The organism is Acinetobacter sp. RIT698, from assembly GCF_009668065.1.
Taxonomy (GTDB): Bacteria; Pseudomonadota; Gammaproteobacteria; order Pseudomonadales; family Moraxellaceae; genus Acinetobacter; species Acinetobacter guillouiae.
In genome coordinates this window covers 1-21,131 of the sequence record NZ_WJYH01000028.1, presented here as the reverse complement: position 1 = coordinate 21,131, position 21,131 = coordinate 1, and the positions used below count along the sequence as shown (strand labels likewise).

General features: G+C 37.9%; 25 protein-coding genes and 1 pseudogene. 15 read left to right on the top strand and 11 right to left on the bottom strand.

Translation table 11 applies throughout. The features are described 5' to 3' along the window. Nucleotides 1–96: 96 nt before the first annotated feature. The 7 genes from GJV03_RS13210 to GJV03_RS13180 form a co-directional block, all read right to left on the bottom strand. Nucleotides 97–1,128 (bottom strand): AraC family transcriptional regulator, encoded by a 1,032-nt coding sequence (locus tag GJV03_RS13210; RefSeq protein ID WP_154130257.1) that lies wholly within the window; start codon nt 1,126–1,128, stop codon nt 97–99. Nucleotides 1,129–1,221: 93 nt separating this feature from the next. Beyond that, a complete protein-coding gene (locus GJV03_RS13205; RefSeq protein WP_004720258.1) occupies nt 1,222–1,671 on the bottom strand; it encodes a MaoC family dehydratase in 450 nt (149 codons plus the stop codon). Between the two features lie 256 nt (nt 1,672–1,927). After that, on the bottom strand, nt 1,928–2,416 hold the full coding sequence (locus GJV03_RS13200) for a GNAT family N-acetyltransferase (RefSeq protein ID WP_096734191.1): 489 nt from the start codon (nt 2,414–2,416) through the stop codon (nt 1,928–1,930). 136 nt (nt 2,417–2,552) lie between these two features. Next, on the bottom strand, nt 2,553–3,752 hold the full coding sequence (locus tag GJV03_RS13195; protein WP_154130256.1) for an acyl-CoA dehydrogenase family protein: 1,200 nt from the start codon (nt 3,750–3,752) through the stop codon (nt 2,553–2,555). 24 nt (nt 3,753–3,776) lie between these two features. Next, nucleotides 3,777–5,063: an acyl-CoA dehydrogenase family protein gene (locus GJV03_RS13190; RefSeq protein ID WP_171252521.1), complete on the bottom strand. Its 1,287-nt coding sequence runs from the start codon at nt 5,061–5,063 to the stop codon at nt 3,777–3,779. A gap of 258 nt (nt 5,064–5,321) precedes the next feature. After that, nucleotides 5,322–6,695, bottom strand: coding sequence for an AarF/ABC1/UbiB kinase family protein (locus GJV03_RS13185; RefSeq protein ID WP_004720267.1), 1,374 nt, complete (start codon nt 6,693–6,695; stop codon nt 5,322–5,324). Between the two features lie 151 nt (nt 6,696–6,846). After that, a complete protein-coding gene (locus tag GJV03_RS13180; protein ID WP_154130255.1) occupies nt 6,847–7,152 on the bottom strand; it encodes a hypothetical protein in 306 nt (101 codons plus the stop codon). 210 nt (nt 7,153–7,362) lie between these two features. Here GJV03_RS13180 and GJV03_RS13175 point away from each other — a divergent pair, with 210 nt between their 5' ends. From GJV03_RS13175 to aroC, 4 genes are all read left to right on the top strand, one after another. Continuing rightward, nucleotides 7,363–7,611 (top strand): hypothetical protein, encoded by a 249-nt coding sequence (locus tag GJV03_RS13175; RefSeq protein WP_252720708.1) that lies wholly within the window; start codon nt 7,363–7,365, stop codon nt 7,609–7,611. Nucleotides 7,612–7,797: 186 nt separating this feature from the next. Continuing rightward, a complete protein-coding gene (locus tag GJV03_RS13170; protein ID WP_154130254.1) occupies nt 7,798–8,181 on the top strand; it encodes a lysozyme inhibitor LprI family protein in 384 nt (127 codons plus the stop codon). A gap of 114 nt (nt 8,182–8,295) precedes the next feature. Then, nucleotides 8,296–9,306 (top strand): 50S ribosomal protein L3 N(5)-glutamine methyltransferase, encoded by a 1,011-nt coding sequence (gene prmB, locus GJV03_RS13165; RefSeq protein WP_354666858.1) that lies wholly within the window; start codon nt 8,296–8,298, stop codon nt 9,304–9,306. A gap of 12 nt (nt 9,307–9,318) precedes the next feature. After that, complete coding sequence (gene aroC / locus GJV03_RS13160; protein WP_154130253.1) at nt 9,319–10,413, top strand: chorismate synthase; 1,095 nt, start codon at nt 9,319–9,321, stop codon at nt 10,411–10,413. Between the two features lie 204 nt (nt 10,414–10,617). On the opposite strand, the gene GJV03_RS13155 is transcribed toward aroC, so the two are convergent. Both GJV03_RS13155 and GJV03_RS13150 read right to left on the bottom strand, forming a co-directional pair. Further along, nucleotides 10,618–11,091 (bottom strand): hypothetical protein, encoded by a 474-nt coding sequence (locus GJV03_RS13155; RefSeq protein WP_154130252.1) that lies wholly within the window; start codon nt 11,089–11,091, stop codon nt 10,618–10,620. A 129-nt stretch (nt 11,092–11,220) separates the two neighbouring features. Next, on the bottom strand, nt 11,221–11,700 hold the full coding sequence (locus tag GJV03_RS13150; protein ID WP_154130251.1) for a CinA family protein: 480 nt from the start codon (nt 11,698–11,700) through the stop codon (nt 11,221–11,223). 466 nt (nt 11,701–12,166) lie between these two features. Here GJV03_RS13150 and GJV03_RS13145 point away from each other — a divergent pair, with 466 nt between their 5' ends. Continuing rightward, nucleotides 12,167–12,397, top strand: a complete 231-nt coding sequence (locus GJV03_RS13145) for a hypothetical protein (RefSeq protein ID WP_035372252.1) — start codon at nt 12,167–12,169, stop codon at nt 12,395–12,397. 142 nt (nt 12,398–12,539) lie between these two features. Here GJV03_RS13145 and GJV03_RS13140 read toward each other — a convergent pair whose 3' ends face one another. Both GJV03_RS13140 and GJV03_RS13135 read right to left on the bottom strand, forming a co-directional pair. Then, entirely contained in the window at nt 12,540–12,983 is a 444-nt protein-coding gene (locus GJV03_RS13140) for a universal stress protein (RefSeq protein WP_004720284.1), read from the bottom strand. A 35-nt stretch (nt 12,984–13,018) separates the two neighbouring features. After that, entirely contained in the window at nt 13,019–13,480 is a 462-nt protein-coding gene (locus GJV03_RS13135) for a universal stress protein (RefSeq protein ID WP_004720286.1), read from the bottom strand. Between the two features lie 372 nt (nt 13,481–13,852). On the opposite strand from GJV03_RS13135, the gene ureE reads away from it, so the two are divergent. The 10 genes and pseudogenes from ureE to GJV03_RS13085 form a co-directional block, all read left to right on the top strand. Beyond that, nucleotides 13,853–14,335 carry an urease accessory protein UreE gene (gene ureE / locus GJV03_RS13130; RefSeq protein ID WP_004720288.1) on the top strand — a complete coding sequence of 161 codons (483 nt, stop codon included), beginning with the start codon at nt 13,853–13,855 and terminating at the stop codon, nt 14,333–14,335. After that, complete coding sequence (locus GJV03_RS13125) at nt 14,322–14,987, top strand: urease accessory UreF family protein (protein ID WP_004720290.1); 666 nt, start codon at nt 14,322–14,324, stop codon at nt 14,985–14,987. Before ureE ends, GJV03_RS13125 begins: the two co-directional genes overlap by 14 nt. A 58-nt stretch (nt 14,988–15,045) precedes the next feature. Next, nucleotides 15,046–15,660 (top strand): urease accessory protein UreG, encoded by a 615-nt coding sequence (ureG, locus tag GJV03_RS13120; protein WP_004720292.1) that lies wholly within the window; start codon nt 15,046–15,048, stop codon nt 15,658–15,660. Nucleotides 15,661–15,740: 80 nt separating this feature from the next. After that, nucleotides 15,741–16,307: a HupE/UreJ family protein gene (locus GJV03_RS13115; RefSeq protein ID WP_154130250.1), complete on the top strand. Its 567-nt coding sequence runs from the start codon at nt 15,741–15,743 to the stop codon at nt 16,305–16,307. A 43-nt stretch (nt 16,308–16,350) separates the two neighbouring features. Then, nucleotides 16,351–17,220, top strand: coding sequence for an urease accessory protein UreD (locus GJV03_RS13110; RefSeq protein ID WP_056511301.1), 870 nt, complete (start codon nt 16,351–16,353; stop codon nt 17,218–17,220). A 99-nt stretch (nt 17,221–17,319) separates the two neighbouring features. After that, nucleotides 17,320–17,622 carry an urease subunit gamma gene (ureA, locus tag GJV03_RS13105; RefSeq protein ID WP_004720298.1) on the top strand — a complete coding sequence of 101 codons (303 nt, stop codon included), beginning with the start codon at nt 17,320–17,322 and terminating at the stop codon, nt 17,620–17,622. 28 nt (nt 17,623–17,650) lie between these two features. Further along, nucleotides 17,651–17,959 (top strand): urease subunit beta, encoded by a 309-nt coding sequence (locus tag GJV03_RS13100; RefSeq protein WP_004720299.1) that lies wholly within the window; start codon nt 17,651–17,653, stop codon nt 17,957–17,959. A 13-nt stretch (nt 17,960–17,972) separates the two neighbouring features. Further along, nucleotides 17,973–19,673: an urease subunit alpha gene (gene ureC / locus GJV03_RS13095; protein WP_004821679.1), complete on the top strand. Its 1,701-nt coding sequence runs from the start codon at nt 17,973–17,975 to the stop codon at nt 19,671–19,673. A 191-nt stretch (nt 19,674–19,864) separates the two neighbouring features. Beyond that, entirely contained in the window at nt 19,865–20,479 is a 615-nt protein-coding gene (locus GJV03_RS13090) for a lysozyme (protein ID WP_154130249.1), read from the top strand. 208 nt (nt 20,480–20,687) lie between these two features. Next, nucleotides 20,688–21,131, top strand: a pseudogene (locus tag GJV03_RS13085) (hypothetical protein); the annotation flags it as partial.

Sequence of the window (21,131 nt, the reverse complement as noted above, 5' to 3'; positions counted from 1 at the left end):
ATTTTTGGCACGAGTTATACAGGTTTTTTAATCAAAACAGAAAGCAGAGATACTGATAAACTTATTCATCGAAACAAATAATCGTGATAAATCACATTATAAGTATGGGTCTTTGCGCCAACTACTTGGGCTACGACCGCTCCAGCGTTTAAATGCACGACTAAAGTTTGCAACATCACTATAACCGAGTTCATCTGCAATTTGTTCCAGTGTATAGTCAGTACGGGAAAGTAACGATGTGGCATGGCGATAACGTACTTCATCTACCAGTGTAGAGAAAGAAGTACCTTCGGCAGCCAACTGACGCTTTAATGTACGGTCTGACATATGCAGACGATCTGCGACATTTTCAATACTTAAATAATGCTGTTCCGAATGAGTCAAGATATCACGTACACGCATCGCCAAGCGGCGTCTTTCACCCAAAGCTGAAAGTTCTGCTTCACATTGATTAATCGCAATTTGACTGGCAATCGGGTCAGCATTGACCATTTTTAAGCCCAAGTAGGATTTGTCAAAACTTGCAATGAGATGTGGCTGTTCAAAATGCATATTGTATTGCTTTGCCAGTTTCTCGATGTATTTGTCAAAACCATCAGGCTTGGGAAAATCAAAGTCGATATCGCCATGCAAATAATCAATACCAGTCAAAGCTTTTGCCATGGTCATAATACCAAAGGTTAGCCCCATCACAATTTCTGTGCGCAAAGGTTCGATTTCGATATCACATTGCAATTGAAGTGTGGCTTTTTCACCAAAAGTAGAAAAATACAATTGTAGAAAGGGCATACGCAACTGGATAAAGCGGTTGGCTAAGACAAGCGCATCGGTAATATCGTGTGCTGTCATGATGGCATAACCAATAAAGCCATGGATTGAAATACGCATTTGTGTACCAAGATGAAAGCCTAAGGTGCTTTCACCTGTAAGTTTTAATGCGTGTTTAATCAATTCATTGGCAAGTGGTGTCGGAATCCGACACTCAGGATCTGCTAACTGTTCGCTGGTAAAATTAAAGGGTGCGAACAGTGTTTCTGCGCTATATCCCCAACGAGAAACAATATCTAATAATAATAGTCCATAAACACCAGGAATTCCCTGATCTTGGCGAGCTGAGACTGTTTTCATGTGCTTTCCATTGCTCTGAACATTGTTTTTACTTGTTTAATCATATTGTCATGATATGGAAAAACCCTTAAATATTGTAAGACAAATTTAGGATTAATGTGCATCAAAATTGCGTTTAAATACCACAATTTTAGTGGTTGAAATTAGCAATACATCATCATCTTGATTTTTTGCTTGTGTTACATAGGTCACAATTGCGCGATCATTTTTTGTTTTAGACGGCTGGATAGATACAATTTCGACATCAACATGTATTTTATCGCCCACACGCGTGGGTTTTGGCCATCTTAAACTTGATTCTGAACCAATTAAGCCATAAGCAACAGGGAAGCATTCTGTCCAAAGACGCATGGTGACGGCAGACGTATGCCATCCACTTGCAGCAAGTCCTTTAAAAATCGGGTGATCTTTGGCTTTTTCAGCATCAGTATGGAAAACTTGCGGATCATACTTATGTGCAAACTCTAAAACCTCATCTAAAGTCATTTCGTACTCACGACTTTTAAAATGATCACCAATATTTAAATCTTCCAAATACAACATTGTTTATACATTCCCTTAATTTCACACAATACTCATAAATGATGATGTTCTACGCATAAAAATTAAATTATCTAAACTTTTTCATTGTAAATCACCATTAAGCAATTTCAATGACTGTTTTGCCAATCATCCATTTTTTTAAGTCGTATTGAAATATCACTCAAAATATCGAGTGATTTAGACCATAATAACATTGTGTAATGTCCTGAAAGTAATGAAAATACGACCAAAGTGAATTGAGCAAGCTTATTGCGCGTTAAAGCAATGTTTTAAGCATCCAAACTTCACAAACATGACTATGACCAGTATTACCTTTAGGTTGTGATAAATGCTCAAAGCCTAACTTCTCATAGAGTTTAATGGCTTGCCAGAGATCTTGAGTGGTTTCTAAATAACAAGACTGAAAGCCTTGTTGTTGTGCAAATTCAAAACACTTTTCTAAAATTTTCTTAGCAAATCCTAAACCACGAAGTTCAGGCAAAAAATACATCTTTTGAATCTCTAAAACAGTTGCATCACCTTGTAATGGTGAAAGACCTCCGCCACCAACAACGCGACCATTTGCATCCTCAATAATCCAATATTGGGCATTGGGTTGAGCATATACCTGATATAAATCATCCAAGATCGGGTCGGCTACAGCAAAGCCTGATTCAGGTGCTAAGCCAAATTCTTTAGATACTTCACGAATAACTTGTGCGATCGACGGATTATCTTGTATTTGTATCGTTCTAATTTGGTACATAAGTAAATGAAAATAAAAAAGGTAGAATTTTTATAACAAAAATTCTACCTTTTGTGATCAGTTAAAAATTCAACTGATCAAAACTTTAGCACTTGAATAGTGATAAATATGTAAATTTACAGGTTTTGCTGCAACACTATTTTAATTCACTTGAAGATTTACCCAATTCTCGACGGGCAATAATCAGCTGTTGAATCTGTTGCGTTCCCTCAAAAATATCTAGAATTTTTGAATCACGCGCCCATTTTTCTAACAATTCATCTTCGTTATAACCCACACTGGCAGCCAGCTCTACACATTTTAAAGTAATTTCATTACAAATACGCCCAGCTTTAGCTTTAGCGATAGAAGCTTCGCGAGAGTTTGGTTTTTTGTTATCTGCCATCCATGTGGCTTTTATGGTGAGTAAGCGTGCAGCTTCCCATTCTGCTTCCATCCGATAGATTTGTGCAGCCAAATTGGATGTTTGCAAATATGGAGTTGCATAGTCGGGATCTAGTTCATCTTTAAAGATGTCTTTAATACGTTCTAACGATGCTTTGGCACAGCCCACAGCCATGGCAGCAACAAGTGGACGGGTATTATCAAAGGTTTCCATCACGCCCGCAAAACCTTTGGCTACATCAATTTCTGCATTACCGAGTAAATTTGCTCCAGAGACACGGCAGTCAATAAAACTGATTGCGGCTGTATCCGATGCCTTAATACCAAGTTTATGTTCAAGGCGTTCAACTTTCATGCCAGGTGTACCTTTAGGCACAACAAAAGATTTAATTGCAGCACGGCCCAATTTCTTATCTAAAGTTGCCCAAACCACGACTGAGTCAGCACGTTCCCCAGAGGTGACAAATATTTTTTCACCGTTCAGAATGTAGTCATCACCATCTTTGGTTGCGGTTGTGCGAATCGCAGCAGAGTCAGAACCACAACCAGGTTCAGTAATGGCCATCGCAGCCCATGTCCCCTTAAAACGCTCAAGCTGTTCATCATTGGCGACTGCCGCAATCGCAGAATTGCCCAGCCCTTGACGAGGCATGGTCAGCAATAGGCCGGTATCGCCATAACACATTTCGATTACACCCAAGGCAGTCGACATATTGGTGCCATTTTTATTATTACTGTCGATATCGCCACGTTTATTAATTGCAGCGCCAGCATTGAGCCCATCACCACCGTCGTTCATACCATCCAGTAAAGAAGCCAGCATATCGAGTTCTTTAGGATAGGCATGTTCCGCTTTGTCGTATTTACGAGAAATTGGGCGTAAAACATTTAATGCAGTTTCGTGTGCTTGATCTAAAAGCATTTGGAATTTTTTTGGATTTTGTAAATTCATGATTTTTATCCTTTATCTTCTAAGTTAAGCGTGTAAGCCAGAATGTAGAACAGCTGTTGCACGTAAGTCGCGGTACCAACGCTCAGCGGGATGTTCCTTAGTAAAACCATGTCCACCTAAAATTTGCACACCATCTGTACCAATTTTCATGGATTTTTCTGCACAAAGTAGACGGGCTAAATACGCTTCTCTATGAAAGGGTTGTCCTGCTTCTGCAAGACTGGCAGCATTTAAAATCAGCATACGCATTGCATCAATTTCAATCGCCATATCTGCGATCATAAATGCCACGCTTTGGCGGTGTGAAATAGGCTCACCAAATGCAGTACGTTCATTGGCATATTTGATGCTGTATTCTTTAACCGCTTCACAGCTACCAACAGCCATTGCACACCACATTAGATTGCCTAAATCTAAAAATGCAGGGTAATTAAAATCGTCGTCACCTAGACGTTGGGCAGGGGTATTGTCAAACTTCAAAGTTACCGTTTCAGTTGCTTTTAAACCCATTGCCGGTGATTTTTTCACTGTAATACTTGGATCTCGCTTTACAACGAAAACGTCCGCTTGACCCTTAAAGTCTGCACTAACAAGGAATAAATCTGCTGTTGCACCCAACAGCACTAAAGTTTTTTCTCCAGTAATGCTGAATTGTCCATTGTTGGCAGTCGCTTTGGTTTTTAAGCGTAAGGGATTAAATGCAGGGGTTGCTTCTTGTACTGCAAAAGTGGCTTGAATATCAGTATCATTGGCAAAATTTGCTAAATAAACAGATTGAACTTTTTCAGAACCCCATTGCGTGATTGCATTGATGACACTAAAAGTAGAGAGCAGACCTGCAGCAAGTGAAAAATCACCTTTAGCCAAGCGTTCAGCAATTAAAATATTACTCACAATATTTTTTTCAGATGCGACACCACCTAAAGCTTCAGGCAGCGCATAGTAATTTAGTCCTAAATCGGTACTGTGTTGCCAAAGTTCAGCTGGAAACTTTTCGTCGTGGTCCGCTTGATGGGCCAATTGATAAAGTACTTCGGAAGCAAATTGATCCATGGCATCCACCGTCATTTGCTGCTCTTCAGTCAAACTCAGATCAAATAGGGACTTTTGCTGATTGGGTAGACGTTGTTTAGTTACATTTGAATCTGATTTAAATGCTTTTTGTGTTGCACTTAAGGTTTTAAAACCAGCTTTAGAACCTTGATAAAGAGATCTTTCAATAAATTTACGCAACTTGAACTGATCAAGTAAATCACTACCTGCAATTTTTGTAATTAGATTTAAACCCAAACCTTGAGCTTTATTTACCATATTGGTCATGCCGAAGTCCCTGTATTTTAGTGTCGGTATACAATAATCCTGACATGCATAAAAATAAAAAACTATGTCAAAGCTGACAAAGTGATTGACCTTAGATGAATGGTTGAGTAGATGATATATTTGTTATTAATATTCTGATTTTTATTGTTTATTTTTAAATAAAAAAACCCAACATTTGTTGGGTATTGGTAAAAGTGACATTTTAAAAACTTTTACAATCTCGTTTAGCCTGTATGAAAACTAAAAAGATTAAACAAAAGGTACAATCATTTTACGAACATTGGTCTTTGCTTCAATCACCGTCATAAATGTATAAGCACCAATAAATTTACGACTGATAAACATAAATTCTTTTGGTGGAATACTGAAATAACGTGAAGCCATTGATTTTGAAGCACGTTGCATCACACGGCTATGTAGCTGGCTTTTTTTCCAGTCATAGCGGTTATGTTGATCCATCACCCCAGCAGGTAAATCTGGATTATTTAAAGGTGTACTAAATGCTTCTGTTGCTAATAAAAATACTTTTGCCATATCGGGTTTAATGCTTAAAGGCATTGCATCAAAGAACTCATAGCCCGACATCGCATTGACCATTGCTTCAGCATCGTGGTTATAACCCGCTTTGATTAAATTACAAGCTACGCGAAGTAATTGGTCATCGAACTGACGTATAGCGCCAAAATCTAACAAAATAATTTTATCTTTTATCTCTTCACCATTGCCCAAGCGAACAAGGTAATTGCCAAAGTTCGGGTCGGTTTGCATTTCGCCCCACTCAAACAATTCACGAACTGCGATTTCAAGTGATGCTTCACCTAAAAGATTACGTCGCTCTTGTGGTAAAGACAGCATGACAGGGCTGTTGATGGGTACACCACGTTCAAAGGTCATACAAAGGACTTGATTGGTACAATAGTCATCAATAATTTGTGGCACACCATAACGTGGATCTTCTTTAAGTCGCTGGCCAAAACGACGGGTTGTTGCCGCTTCAACTTTATAATCAACTTCACGATGCATCATTTCACGCACTTCATCAAACCACTGATCGAACTCACGGGTTTGTGGCACCATACGTGTCAATTTAAGCATATTTCGAAATAGGCTCATATCTGAGTCTATGGCATCAGCTACACCTGGATATTGGATTTTAAGAACCAGCTCTAATCCATCTGACTTACGTGTTGCGCGGTGAACCTGAGCCAGCGAAGCCGTACCAATCGGTTCATGATCAATGGTGAGATCGTTGAGTTTTGAACCCAATTGGCTGACCAATTGCTCTTTAATCGCAGGCCATGCAAGGGCAACTGTTTGATTATTGAGGGTGTTTAATGCTTGAGTAATTTCTTCAGGTAAAAAATGCTCGCCATAAAGCGCCATCATTTGACCGATTTTAACAATTGAGCCTTTTAGCTTGCCAATTTCTTGAACAAGGTAATTGGCTTGTTCTTTCATAGCTTGTTTACGTTTTTTTTCTTTTTCTTCTTCACTTGAAAAGATTGAACTCGCACTTGAAGCTGCCCAGCGTGTACCTGCCAATAACGATGCTTTTGCAATTGATAAGCGACGATCCATTGATGAGGTTTTTAACTGTTTGAGCTTTTCGTTCTGATCTGACATGAAGATAAAATCCTTTATAAGAGATTCGAAAAGATAAAAAGATGACTAATTGTAAGGAATATTACATGGAATGACTGTATTTAAACAGTTCAATTCGCTGAATGGGGGAATTAAATTAATTCCATCAAAATAGCCTAAGCAATATTAAAATTTACATTCTAAATTGGATTTTAAGCTCTTTCCGGAGTATTAAACCTTGCTTATTAGAAGCAATGTAATTCATGATCAGATCTTTAACACTTTGATTGGTAAAGCCAAGCGCATAGCCCTTAACAATGATAATGCTGGGCAAGCTAAAGAAAAAATATTTTACATCGTCTAGAGAAGGCGCTTCGTAAACACCTTGTTCAGTGAGTGTTTGTTGAAAAAATTGCTTTTCAATTTTAACATTTGGAGTGGATTCATCATCCCACCATGACTGACGCATTGCCATGAGGTTATTATGTTTGTAGCTCATAAATTGACTAAATTCATAAATATTTAAAAACTTGTTGTATATATAAAGGTGAAATGACCCAATTTCAAGTTAAGCGCTCAATCTCAGCAATTTTGCCACAAATAAGTTTATATTTTATAACCAAGCACATTGATTTGTTTTAAAAATATACAATATACCTGTGTATATAAAGGAAATACCGTATATCAAGGTAAACCTTGTGCTGGTACAGTGGCTAAAAATAATATCAATTACTCTCAAAAATCGTTAACTGATCGCCAAAAATATGAACAATGGAAATCCACACGTGAGCCGAAAGTCGGAATGTCTGGAGATCAAGTGATTAAAACGACCCGTTGGGGAGCTCCTGAAAAGAAACGTTCGTTTAGCTCAAATAGAGGTAAAGACGAGCTTTGGTATTATCCAGAACTAGGCTTAATTTCATTAAAAAATGGTGTAGTCACATCAATCAGTCAATAGCCGGCGAGATTTTTCACAGTGGTGATTGCTTTAAATCAAGTTTTAACAATAATTTATCTGCAATGATTGTATTTAGTTTCAAATCTTTTACACTCTTTTGCATAGGGGATTGTTGCTAATCAGTGCCTTAGTTCTTTTGATTAAAAGTGTTTGAATTAAAATAATGATTTGGGATAGGGGAATTGGATGTATTTAAAGTATTGGGGTATCAGTTTAGTTGTATTATTGCCGATGCATACGCAGGCGATCGGTTATAGTTCAGACTATTTAAACTGTATGAATTCGGCAGGTTCAAGCTCGACAACACTTGCCAGCTGTATGAAAACTGAGTTGAGTAAGCAAGATGATCGTTTGAAATCATTATTTAAACAGACGTTGGATCTGTATACAGACAAGCAACAGAAAGCTCAAAAGAAATATCAGAAACAATGGTTTAAACTTCGAGATCAGCAGTGTGATGAGTCGAATAAATCAGTTTCTGATGATTATAAAATGAAGTATTACAATTGTGCCCTCAAACAAACAGTCAATAGAGCCAATATGTTAGAGAAACAAAGCTATCGTTTATAGTGCTTTATTGCGCTATAAAATAATTGCTAAGTAAATTGTCGTAAAGCATTATAAATGTCATGCAAAACAAGGTATCATAAGGCGTTTAAAAATATGACCTTGGAGAAACCTTAAGTGGATCGACCGACTATTAGCCCTGAACATTTACAGGAAGCTGCTGAAAACCTATCAACAATTCGTGATTTTATTCGTTTTGGGGTTACAGCTTTACGTCAATACGATGCACATTTGGGTCAAGGTACAGAAGATTATTTCGCAGAAAGTTCTGCCTTGGTTTTACAAACGCTTTCTTTGGAATGGAAGGCGGATGCTGAAATTTTAGATTCAAAATTATTGCCAAGTGAAAAAGCAGAGTTTTTAAATCTACTCGAACGTCGTGTAAATGAAAGAATTCCAACCTCTTATTTACTTAACCTCTCTTATTTCTTTGGTAAGCCATTCTATGTTGATGAGCGTGTGTTAATTCCTCGTTCACCAATTGCTGAATTGATCGAAAACCGTTTTGCACCTTATTGTTTAGATGAAAATGGACAAACGCGTGCAGGCGTGAATAATTTACCTGAAAACCCAAATCCAAAAACACCACAGCGTATCTTAGATATGTGTACGGGTTCAGGTTGTATTGCGATCGCGCTGGCATATGCATTCCCTGATTCAGAAGTAGATGCAACTGATATTTCTAAAGAAGCATTAGAAGTGGCTTCTATTAATGCGGAGCACCACAATAAGCAATATCAGGTGGCTTTGCTTGAGTCAGATTTGTTTGCCAAAATTCCAGCTGAACATCAATATGATTTGATCGTTTCAAATCCACCGTATGTGGATGCCGAAGATATGGCTGATCTTCCAGATGAATTCCATCATGAACCTGAACTTGCTTTAGCTGCGGGTCAAGATGGTTTGGATTTAGTTCGAAAAATGTTGGCTCAAGCTGCTGATTATTTAACTGAAGACGGTTTAATCGTGATTGAAGTAGGTAACTCAGAATGGGCAATGAAACAGAATTTTAATACGATTGATTTTTACTGGTTACAGTTCCAAAAAGGCGGTACAGGTATTTTTGCTTTGACTGCTGAACAATGTCGTACATTCCGTGATTTATTTATTCAATCTATTCAAGCTTAAGGAGTCGTAAGCATGGCAGGCAACAGTATTGGACAACTCTTCCGTGTAACGACTTGTGGTGAATCTCACGGCGTAGGCTTGATGGCAATTGTTGATGGTGTGCCACCGGGTCTTGAATTATCTGCTGAAGATTTACAAATTGATTTAGATCGTCGTAAACCGGGAACGTCTAAGTTTGCCACTCAGCGTAAAGAGCCAGATGAGGTTGAGATCATTTCTGGAGTTTTTGAAGGTAAAACGACAGGAACTTCAATTGGTTTATTGATCCGTAATACAGATCAAAAATCTAGAGATTATGGCAATATTGCGCAAACTTTCCGTCCAGGTCATGCAGATTACACCTATACGCAAAAGTATGGTTTCCGTGATTATCGTGGTGGTGGTCGTTCAAGTGCACGTGAAACGGCGATGCGTGTGGCAGCGGGTGCGATTGCAAAGAAATTTCTTTTTGAGAAATTTGCGATTGTGATTCGTGGGCATGTGACGCAAATTGGTACAGAAAAAGCACAAGCTTTAGATTGGAATGAAGTCCCGAATAATCCGTTTTTCTGTGGTGATGTCAATGCAGTTCCACGTTTTGAAGCGCTGGTGACATCATTACGTGAACAGGGGACCAGTTGTGGTGCAAAGCTTGAGATCCTTGCCGAAAAAGTACCTGTAGGTTGGGGTGAACCAGTATTTGATCGTTTAGATGCTGATATTGCCCATGCCATGATGTCAATCAATGCGGTGAAAGGTGTTGAAATTGGTGATGGTTTTGCAGTTGCAGAACAATTTGGTCATGAAACGCGCGATGAACTTAGCACAGATGGGTTTTTAGCCAATCATGCTGGTGGTATTCTCGGTGGTATTTCTTCAGGCCAAACCATACGTGTAGCGATTGCGTTAAAACCAACCGCAAGTATTACCACACCAGGGAAAACCATTAATCTAGATCGTGAAGATACAGATGTACTCACAAAAGGTCGTCATGATCCATGTGTAGGTGTGCGTGCTACACCTATTGCTGAAGCCATGCTTGCCATCGTATTGATGGATCACTTTATGCGTCACCGTGCACAAAATGCTGATGTGGTTGCACCATTTGCCCCAATTGAACCTAAATAGCAAATATATTTGAGATAAGAGAGGGTATTTGGGTTTTGAAATACCTTTAATTATTAGAGTAAATTTCAAATGATTTGTTTTTACTTAATAGTTGTTGCCCAACAAATTTAGCTTGATAGGCTCGGTTCATTATTTTAAGTTAAAGATTTTGAGTTAAAAAAACCAGACATTTTGTCTGGTTTTTTATATCTATGCTGCTCAGTCTTATTGAGTAACAATTTGACCTGTATAACCCTTTAAGAAAGTCAGGTACGCAGAAGACTGTTGACCATCTGCCTTTAAGATTGAACGTTCAACATCACCCTGGTTGGTTACCAATTTAAGTGAGATTTCTTTACCATTACGGAATGAGTTAAGAAAGCTGACTGGAACATTAATCGAGTTTGATGAAACTGTACCCGTGTATTGTGTCGTGTTAATGGTTGAATATGTATATGGCTGACCATCCACTAAGAAGACAAATTGGGTAATATCATATTTTGTTGGATTGTTAATTTCTGCTGTGATTTTAAAGCCATCACGGACTTCATCTTTCCAACGCATAGAAAGTTCAGGGCAAACTTCATTTGCTTCACAGATTAAAGGGCCTTTTGTAACAACTCTTTCTGGATAAGAGCCAGCACAACCCGCCAAAGTTAAACATGCTAAAGAAGAAATTACCGCAAATTGAAGTTTCATACCGCTTCCTAATAAGTTCATTTGTGTTATTGATATGTTGATAATCTATGTAAAATTTACCGCTTTTTAGTTAAAAAGTGAATTAAATATTTCAGTAATTTGTATTTCAGTTAAGGCATAGCATAAATCTTAAACAAAATTTAAGATTTTTAATATTTCCTTTGCTACATTTTCAGTTAATTGATTTAAACGAGTCAACGGCTCACCTTCAATAAAATATTTAAAATTCGACAATGTGTTTTGATAATGGACTGAGATAAAAAAAGTACCTTCTGGTTTTTCAATACTAGCACTACCACCAGGTTTAAGTAAGCCTGTACAACTGACAACGATATCTGCAGCGCTAAAGAGCTTTTTCCCTTGAATTGCCATTGCTTTAGTGACTTCAACTGATTCAGCGCTATATTTTTCGATGAGGGATGGATCTATCTGTAAAATTGAAATTTTAATAGAAGGGTCGTAACTGACTAAGCCCCCTAATAAAATATCTGCACCACTATTTTTATAGATCGAAAATTGGCTGGATAAATAACCAGAACTTGCACTTTCAATAAATGCGACTGTTAAATTCTTTCTTTCAAGCAGATCACAACATTGTTTTAAAAGCATTGGTATGACTCTAAATTAATTATTTATATTCAATAATTTAACTATAAGTGAATTGAGAAAATTTGCAAGAAAACCAAATAAAAAATAAGCATATCGAGTCGTGAATTTAATTATTTTTTTTAATATTTTTAAATATAAATCATGATGTTAGCTCTACATGGTTTATCAGAGACAAAATTAATCAAAAGAACGCTGAGTTGAAATAAGTTTGTCATATTGATTTGCCATAATGACGGCACAAACAACAAAAACCAAGAATAAGCATCAAATAACAACCACAGAAAGTTAAAAGAATAATCAGCGTAAAGTCTGTAAATATGCAGTCAACCCACTTCTCAACAGGTGGGTTTTCCTTTTTTAGGCCAATTGTAGAATTACTATGCAATATGATGAATTTTTATATTTCAAATGCGTCAAAAAGTGATATAAATAAAAATAAAGTGCATATGAAAATGGAGTGCGAATGATGAAAACGACTGTTAAGTATGTTGTCTTAAAAAGTAGAGAATATCAGCTTGGCACAGCCTTATTTGAAGAAAGTATTGAAGCCGAAGGAAATTATTTTGATCAAATACCTGAGATCATTCACTATCAAAATCATAATTTTAAAGTAAAGTCCAAAGAACTTAGCCGTAAGCAAATTTTTGATGATTTTGAAGAATCTCAAACCATTTTAGTCAAAGTTATCGCGGTTTAATAGTTTCCCAAGTTATCTCTGATATGGACATTGCATAAATAAAACCCAGCTAAACTGGGTTTTATTTATTTGGTTTTTAGGAGCGGTTGGCAATTCTTCTACGACGCAAGCCATTTATGGAATGTCAATAGACCCTAATCAATCACTGTTTGACAATCAATACAGGGAGTTTGGTTTGACCCAGTACATCTTGCGCAAAGCTGCCTAAGAAAAACTTTTGGAAGCCTTTACGCCCATGTGATCCCATGATAATTAAATCTGTATGTAATGATTCAGCAGTTTTAATGATGGTTTCAGCTGCAACCGAGTCTCTCACGACTTGTGTATCAATTTGAACACCTTGCTGTTCAGCCAATTGTTTGGCTTTGCTCAAACCTTCTTCCGCATTTTTAATTGCTTCTTGAATGTAATCTTTTAACATATCTGGCGAATAGTAAAAATCAGCAGCAGCAAAAGGGTCTTCAGCAACGACACTGATCGCAGTGACTTTACTTCCAAAGGCTTTTGCAATCGCAGCAGCATGTTTTAATGCAGAAAAAGAAATGTCAGAACCGTCAACTGGGACAAGAATATTTTGATAAGTCATAATCACACCTTTTTAATTAACATTTCAAATAAAAATTAAGCTTCTTCTTGGGTAGATTTAATAATCAACACAGGCAGTGGAGAAATAGACAACACTTCTTGTGCAACACTCCCTAAGAAGAATTTCTTCAGACCAGTACGTCCATGGGAACCCATCACAATAAGGTCCACATTGAGTTCATCTGCAACATCTAAAATTCCAGTAGCAGGAGGAACTTCACGCACCACTTTGGTATCTACTGTCGTTACACCATGGTGAACTAAAGTTTCTTGAATATCTTTTAAACGTGCTAAAGCATTTTTTTCAGCTTCAAATAAATATTGAGTTACAGCAGGCGCTATTTTATAAAAATCGACGCCTTTAAAAGGATCAACTGCGATCACACTCATCACAGTAATTTTACAGTTAAAAGCAAGTGCAAGTTTTTCTGCATGTTCAAGTGCAGCATAAGAAATAGGAGAGTCATCTACAGCAAGAAGGATGTGTTGATAAGCCATTATAAGTTTCTCCCTTTTTTGTCTGATTATTTATTCATTGATAACACATTGCGCTGTTAGTCGCAAATTGTCGATGAGAATTTTAGTTGATCAAAAGTGTGTTATTTCAAGCTTTTGTGAAATACACATAATTTTATTATGGTTTTATTTTGTAACGTTTAATTGTCCTGATTTTTTATTGAAATCTCGCTCATGTAAATTTGAACTCCGGTTTTAGGTTAGCGTTCTAAATATGATGCATTTTGAATTCTTACGATTCTAAAAACTGGCATGATAAATGCTTTAATTTAATGCAAACCGATATTTATGAATAAAATTTTGGCATCAATTTGGAACATTTTAAATCAAGTGCCATAGAGTAAGTGGATCAGTATGAAAATTTATACGCAACGTCTAGACCATATAGAGTCAAACATTGAGGCTGAAAGTATTGAATTGACTTTTGATACTCGGCAAAAGAGCCGTTTTCGTGCAACTTTAAATAATGGGCGCGATATTGGTGCGGATTTACCACGTACAGGCATTTTGCGTAGTGGTTCTTATATTGCAACTGAACAAGGTGAAGTGTTACGTGTAGATGCCAAAGCTGAAAAATTAATGCAAGTTTCGGCGCTGCATAGTTTTGACTTACTTAAAGCTGCATATCATCTGGGAAATCGCCATGTTCCGTTAATGCTTACCCCAACTGCACTTTATTTTGAACCTGATCATGTCCTTGCAGAAATGATCCAAGGTTTAGGGCTGACAGTAGATGAAGTTGAACATCCATTTGAACCTGAAAGTGGGGCATATGCACAACATCAGCATGATCATCGTTTAAGCCCGATTAAGGCTTTACATCATGTCCATCACTAACGCATCGCAACTATTAAGTCTATTGACCCTGTCATCGACAGCTTTACCGATAGGTGCATATTGTTATTCGCAAGGGGTGGAAAGTGCGATTGATCAAGGCTTGATTCATGATGAAGCAAGCAGTATTGCTTATTTTGAAGAAGTACTGGAAATGTTGCTGGTTAGGTTTGAACTCCCCGTTTTAAAACGTCTGATGCAACATTATTTAGACGAAGCTGAATTTTTAAATTGGGCTAACTTTTATAAAGCAAGCCGCGAGTCAAAAGAATTACGTGCTGAATCTCAGCAGTTGGCATTTTCTATGAATGCTTGGATTCGTGATGTTTTAAAACAGCAACCTGAGATTAAAAAGCAGTTTGGTTTTGTACCAGTTTACGCACATTTATGTGGGACATTAAAACTTAATCTGGTGGATGTACTGACGGCATATAGCTTTACTGTTTTAGAGAACCAAGTGCTAGGTGCGGTTAAAACTGTCCCTTTAGGGCAAATGAGCGGTCAAAGAATTTTGTGGCACTTACATGGCTTAATTCCTCAAGCCGTAGTGCGTGCCTTGGCCTTAGAAGATGATGAGTTAAGTAGTGCTTTGCCCAATTATGCGATGTTAAGTATGTCGCATGAAACTTTATATTCACGATTATTCAGATCATAAATGACACGTTTCATTCGCTATTTTTTATTGAGAATGAAGCATAGAAAAGGAAAAAATGATGACAGAACGTAGCCCTTTACGTGTTGGAATAGGTGGTCCTGTTGGTTCAGGTAAAACAGCATTAACCTTGAATTTATGCCTTGCTTTACGCAACAAATATAATATGGCGGTTGTGACCAACGATATCTATACCAAAGAAGATTCTAATTTTTTAACTCGTCATGAAGCGATGTCACCAGAACGTATTGTTGGTGTTGAGACAGGTGGTTGTCCACATACTGCAATTCGTGAAGATGCTTCAATTAACTTGGCTGCAATTGATGATCTTTGTGAAAAATTTGATGGTTTAGAGCTGATTATTATCGAAAGTGGTGGAGATAATCTAGCCGCTACCTTTAGTCCCGAATTATCTGATTTAACCCTTTATGTGATTGATGTTGCGGGTGGTGAAAAGATCCCACGTAAAGGTGGTCCCGGCATTACCAAGTCGGATTTATTGATTATAAACAAAACAGATTTAGCCCCAATGGTCGGTGCAAATCTCGATGTGATGGATCAAGATGCAAAACGCATGCGTGGTGACAAACCTTTTCTATTTTCAAATATGAAAACTCAAGATGGTTTAAAGCAAATCATTGAGTTTATTGAGAAACAAGGTTTATTTAAAGCTTAGCCCAGAGATTAAAGCTTAGTCGCGATATTAAAAATAATTGTAATTATTTGAATTGAAAAAATAATCAAAGGAGAATTTGAATGCGTTTTTTAAAACACAGTCTGATGGCATGTGCTGCATATTTACCTGTATTGGCTTTAGCTCACCCTGGACATGATCACCATACCGGTTTTTGGGCAGGCTTTATTCATCCATTTACAGGTTTAGATCATTTGATGATGGCAATCGCATTTGGTGTATTGATGTGGACGGCAAATCAACGCTGGAAGCTTTTCGGCTTGATTGGATTAGCTGTAGCGATGGTGATTGGCTTTATGATCGGTAGCCAAGGATTTATTCCAGCAGCAGTTGCTGAGTACGGCATTATTGCGTCATTGGTTTTATTGGCTATAGCGCTTTGGACAAAATCAAATCAAGTTTTACCTATTGCAGCAGTTCTATTGGCAAGTTTTCACGGTGTTGCACATGGCGCTGAATTAGGCCAATCAGGTCATGCCAGCTTACTGATTTTAGGTATGGTGACAGCAATGGCATTGATTTATGCAGGTGGATTAGGCATTGGTGCTTTTATCAAAAAGTACGTTCCATATGGCAAGAAAATTATTGGTACTTTGGCTGCAATCGTTGCAGTTATTGGTTTGGCTTAATGTTTAAGCGCTTAATTGCGGATATCAATTTATAAAGGCGGCCATGATAAGTTTAGTGGAATATCTTCCTGATCAGCGCCTTTGGTATGCCAAACTCGAATTGGGTTTTCAGGCTCAAACTGAGCGAACGATATTGGCGCATCGTAGACATTTTGGACCTGTACGTGTGCAAAAGATGCTGTGGCCAGAAAAAACTGGAATTTGTCATGCGATTATTGTCCATCCGCCTGCGGGTATTGCAGGTGGCGATCATTTAACATTTGAGATCAGTGTAGATGATGCTGCCCATGCCTTAGTCACAACCCCAGGTGCTGGTAAATGGTATCGAACCAATGGCAAACAAGCTTATCAACATATCCATATCTCAGTTAAACACAATGCTGTATTTGAATGGCTTCCTCAAGAAACCATGTTATTTGATGGTGCCAATGCTCACTCAGAAACATTGATTCAGCTTGATCAGACAGCAAGCTTTATCGGTTGGGATATGTTGGTAATTGGTCGTCAAGCTCGAGATGAAAAATTTCAATCTGGTGCTTATCACAGTCATTTTAAATTATGGCGAAATCAGCAATTACTGGTGGCAGACACACTGAGTTTTAAAGGCAATGATCGTTGGCTAAGTTCTTGTCTAGGCATGAATAATCATGCCGTTATGGGGAGTTTATGGGCAGTTCCTCCCGAAAAATTTCGAGCAAACATTTATTTAGAGGCACATATCGATTTAATTCGTGAGTTGATGATGCGAATGGATATGCCTGTAAGGTTAACCTTATTGGGTGATGTTATCAGTGCACGTTTTTTAGGCGATGATGTTCGACATTGCCATGACGCCTTTGCAGCAATTCGCGCCAGATTAAGGCGATATTGGTTTGATTTGGATGAAGCATTTCCACGCATTTGGCGAACTTGATTCATTAAAAGATCACCTTTTAGAAATAAAATCTGCGTGTTTAATTTAAAACTGAGCACATATTTTGCATAAAAAATGTGAGAACTTTAGGAAATACATATGGAACTCAATCCTACTGAAAAAGATAAACTGCTGATTTTTACAGCGGGTTTGGTTGCAGAACGTCGCAAAGCACGTGGATTAAAACTCAATTATCCTGAATCTATTGCATTTATTTCCGCAGCACTGCTTGAAGGTGCGCGAGATGGAATGACTGTCAGTGAGTTGATGCATTTTGGCACTACCTTACTCAGTCGTGATGATGTGATGGAGGGTGTGCCTGAGATGATTGCCGAAGTGCAAGTAGAGGCTACTTTTCCAGATGGCTCGAAGCTCGTCACAGTCCATCAACCGATTGTATAGAACACTTCTTCAAAATTAGGATAAGCATATGATCCCTGGTGAAATTATTACACCTGATTGTGATATTGAAATGAATGTCGGTCGTGACGTACTGAAAATTTCAGTGTCAAATATAGGTGATCGACCGATTCAAGTGGGTTCACATTTTCATTTTTATGAAGCCAACGATGCTTTGCAATTTGATCGTGAACGTGCCAAAGGTTTTCGTTTAAATATTGCGGCTGGTACAGCGGTTCGGTTTGAACCGGGGCAGCGACGTGATGTAGAAATCGTTGCACTGGTCGGAAAACGTGAAGTCTATGGTTTCGCAGGGCGTGTGATGGGTAAGTTGGACTAAAAGGATAATCAAAATGAAAATGTCACGTCGAGCTTATGCTGAAATGTTTGGTCCTACCGTTGGGGATCGAGTACGTTTAGCAGATACCGAACTTTTTATAGAAGTTGAACAAGACCTCACCACCTATGGTGAAGAAGTTAAATTTGGTGGTGGTAAAGTTATTCGCGATGGGATGGGACAATCTCAATTACTTGCAGCAGATGTTGCAGATACGGTGATTACCAACGCATTGATTGTCGATTGGTGGGGAATTATTAAAGCCGATGTGGGATTAAAAAATGGGCGAATTTGGAAAATAGGTAAAGCCGGCAATCCAGATATTCAACCCGATATTACCATTCCACTGGGTGCGGCAACTGAGGTGATTGCAGGTGAAGGGCAAATACTTACAGCAGGTGGTATTGATACTCATATTCACTGGATTTGCCCCCAACAAGTTGAAACAGCGTTAATGTCGGGGACAACGACCATGATTGGTGGTGGTACTGGTCCTGCTGCAGGAACATCGGCAACAACGGTAACACCGGGGCCATGGCATATTTCAACCATGCTGCAAGCCATTGATGATTTACCTATGAATATTGGCTTATTGGGCAAAGGTAATTTGAGTCAACCTGAACCGATTGCGGAGCAGATTAAAGCGGGTGTGGTGGGGCTGAAATTGCATGAAGATTGGGGTTCTACCCCTGCTGCAATTGATAATTGTCTAACTGTGGCAGATGAATATGATGTACAAGTTGCGATTCATACTGATACTTTAAATGAAAGTGGTTTCCTTGAAGAAACACTGGGGGCATTTAAAAATCGTACCATCCACACTTATCATACTGAGGGTGCGGGTGGTGGTCATGCACCTGATATTTTAAAAGCCATTGGTCAGGCAAATGTTTTGCCATCTTCAACCAATCCAACCCGTCCATATACCATCAATACCATTGATGAACACTTAGACATGCTCATGGTCTGCCACCATTTAGATCCAGCGATAGCTGAAGATGTCGCATTTGCTGAGAGTCGTATTCGTCGTGAAACGATTGCAGCAGAAGATATTTTGCAAGACCTCGGCGCAATTTCAATGATGTCTTCTGATTCTCAAGCCATGGGGCGTGTGGGTGAGGTGATTTTACGTACTTGGCAAACGGCGCATAAAATGAAAGTGCAACGTGGGCCATTGGAAGGTGATAATCAGTACCATGATAATAATCGGGTGAAGCGTTATATTGCAAAATATACAATAAATCCCGCCATTACTCATGGTTTAAGCCACGAAATTGGTTCTATAGAAGAAGGGAAACTTGCTGATTTGGTGTTGTGGAAACCTGCATTTTTTGGGGTAAAACCATCGATGATCATTAAAGGTGGAATGATTGCGGCAGCGCCAATGGGGGATATTAATGCCTCAATTCCAACACCACAGCCGGTACATTACCGTCCAATGTTTGGGGCGTATCCAAGAGGCGTGCATAATACCTGTATTACTTTCTTGTCACAGGCCGCAATTGAACTTGGTGTTGCTGAAAAATTACAATTAAAGAAGTTAATTTCACCTTGTAAAAATACCAGAAACATCACTAAACAAGACATGAAGCATAATAGCTATTGTCCTGTTATGGATGTGCATCCTGAAACCTATGAAGTTCGTGCCGATGGTGTACATCTAACTTGTGAAGCTGCTGAAGTATTACCAATGGCACAGCGTTATTTCTTGTTTTAATTCTATGTATATCAACAGCAACAAGAAGATAAAACTCCTTTCTTATGATAAGAGAGGAGTTTTTCTATTTAAAATCAATAGATCTATACCCAATGCAACCAAAGACAACTTTATTTATTCAAAAAGCTATGTTTAATATTGGGTGGTATAGGTACTGCGATATAACCCTTTTCTTTTTTTGAGTTTTATTGATGACGCAATTTTGGTCTAAATTTTTTTCCAAGTTATTTTCTACGTTGTTTTCAAAACCATTGAATCAACAGCAGCGCGAATCGAATAAACATCATCAAGCTTATTCTGGTTCAGACGTTGCAGTAGCCGTGGATACAGGTGCTAAGGAGATTGGCTTTGCACAAGATCAAATTACTCAGGTCAGCCCTCAAGGCGTGGATTTGATTTGTGGTTTTGAGGGATTAGAGCTTAAAGCCTATGATGATGGTGCCGGGGTTTGTACCATCGGTTATGGAACAACGATTTACCCGCATGGAAAAGCTGTCCAGTATGGTGATACTTGTACCATTGAACAAGCAAAAAACTATATGCAATATGACCTTAGACGTTTTGAGCAAGCAGTAACTGCTGCTGTAAATGTGCCGTTAAATCAAAATCAGTTTGATGCGTTGGTTTCATTGAGCTATAACATTGGTATTGGTGCTTTTAAAAATTCAACTTTATTAAAATTATTGAACGCCTCTGATTATCACGCTGCCAGTGATCAATTTGATGTTTGGATCAAAGCAGGTGGCAAAACAGTACAAGGTTTAGTAAACCGAAGAGCAGTAGAGAAACTCTTATTTAACTCATAATTTTAAAGCTCTTTGCTAAATTAAAAAATGCTCATCTGGAGTGAATCATATAGCTATAGAAGGTTCCTTCTCCCTTGGGGGAGAAGGCTAGGATGAGGGGGCTTTTATGTTAATTTATGATTTAAAAAAGAGCTGATGAAAGAAGCCTTTTGAAAATGAAGATGATTTTTAAAGTATCAAAAAAGAGAAAAATATAAGGGCCAATTTGATGATTAGAGTATTAAAAATAGCAATTTTTATTGCTTTTATAGGGATGAATAAATTTGCGTATGCTGATGTGCGGTCTGAATTAAATTTAATAAGCCAAGATTTATTAATAGCATGTAAAAATGAAGATGATTATAGACCAATAAAAAATTTGAATAACTTCTTAAATGACTCAAAAGGAAGTGATATTCATGTATATGATCTTATGTTTATATTTAATTCAGATTTTTTACTTTTTATAAAAGATAAAAATTGTGCTTTGGCAGCAAGTAAATTTTCAGCTAATGGTATTTCAATTAAAGAAAAATATTTTAAAGATAAATATGATATAGAGAGAATGTTGGATAATGAAGTTTATAGGCAAGCAGGTTATGCTAATTTAATTGAGTATTCTTGGACGATGGATAACCAAAAATTACAACAAGCTCAAGAAAATTTTAATATT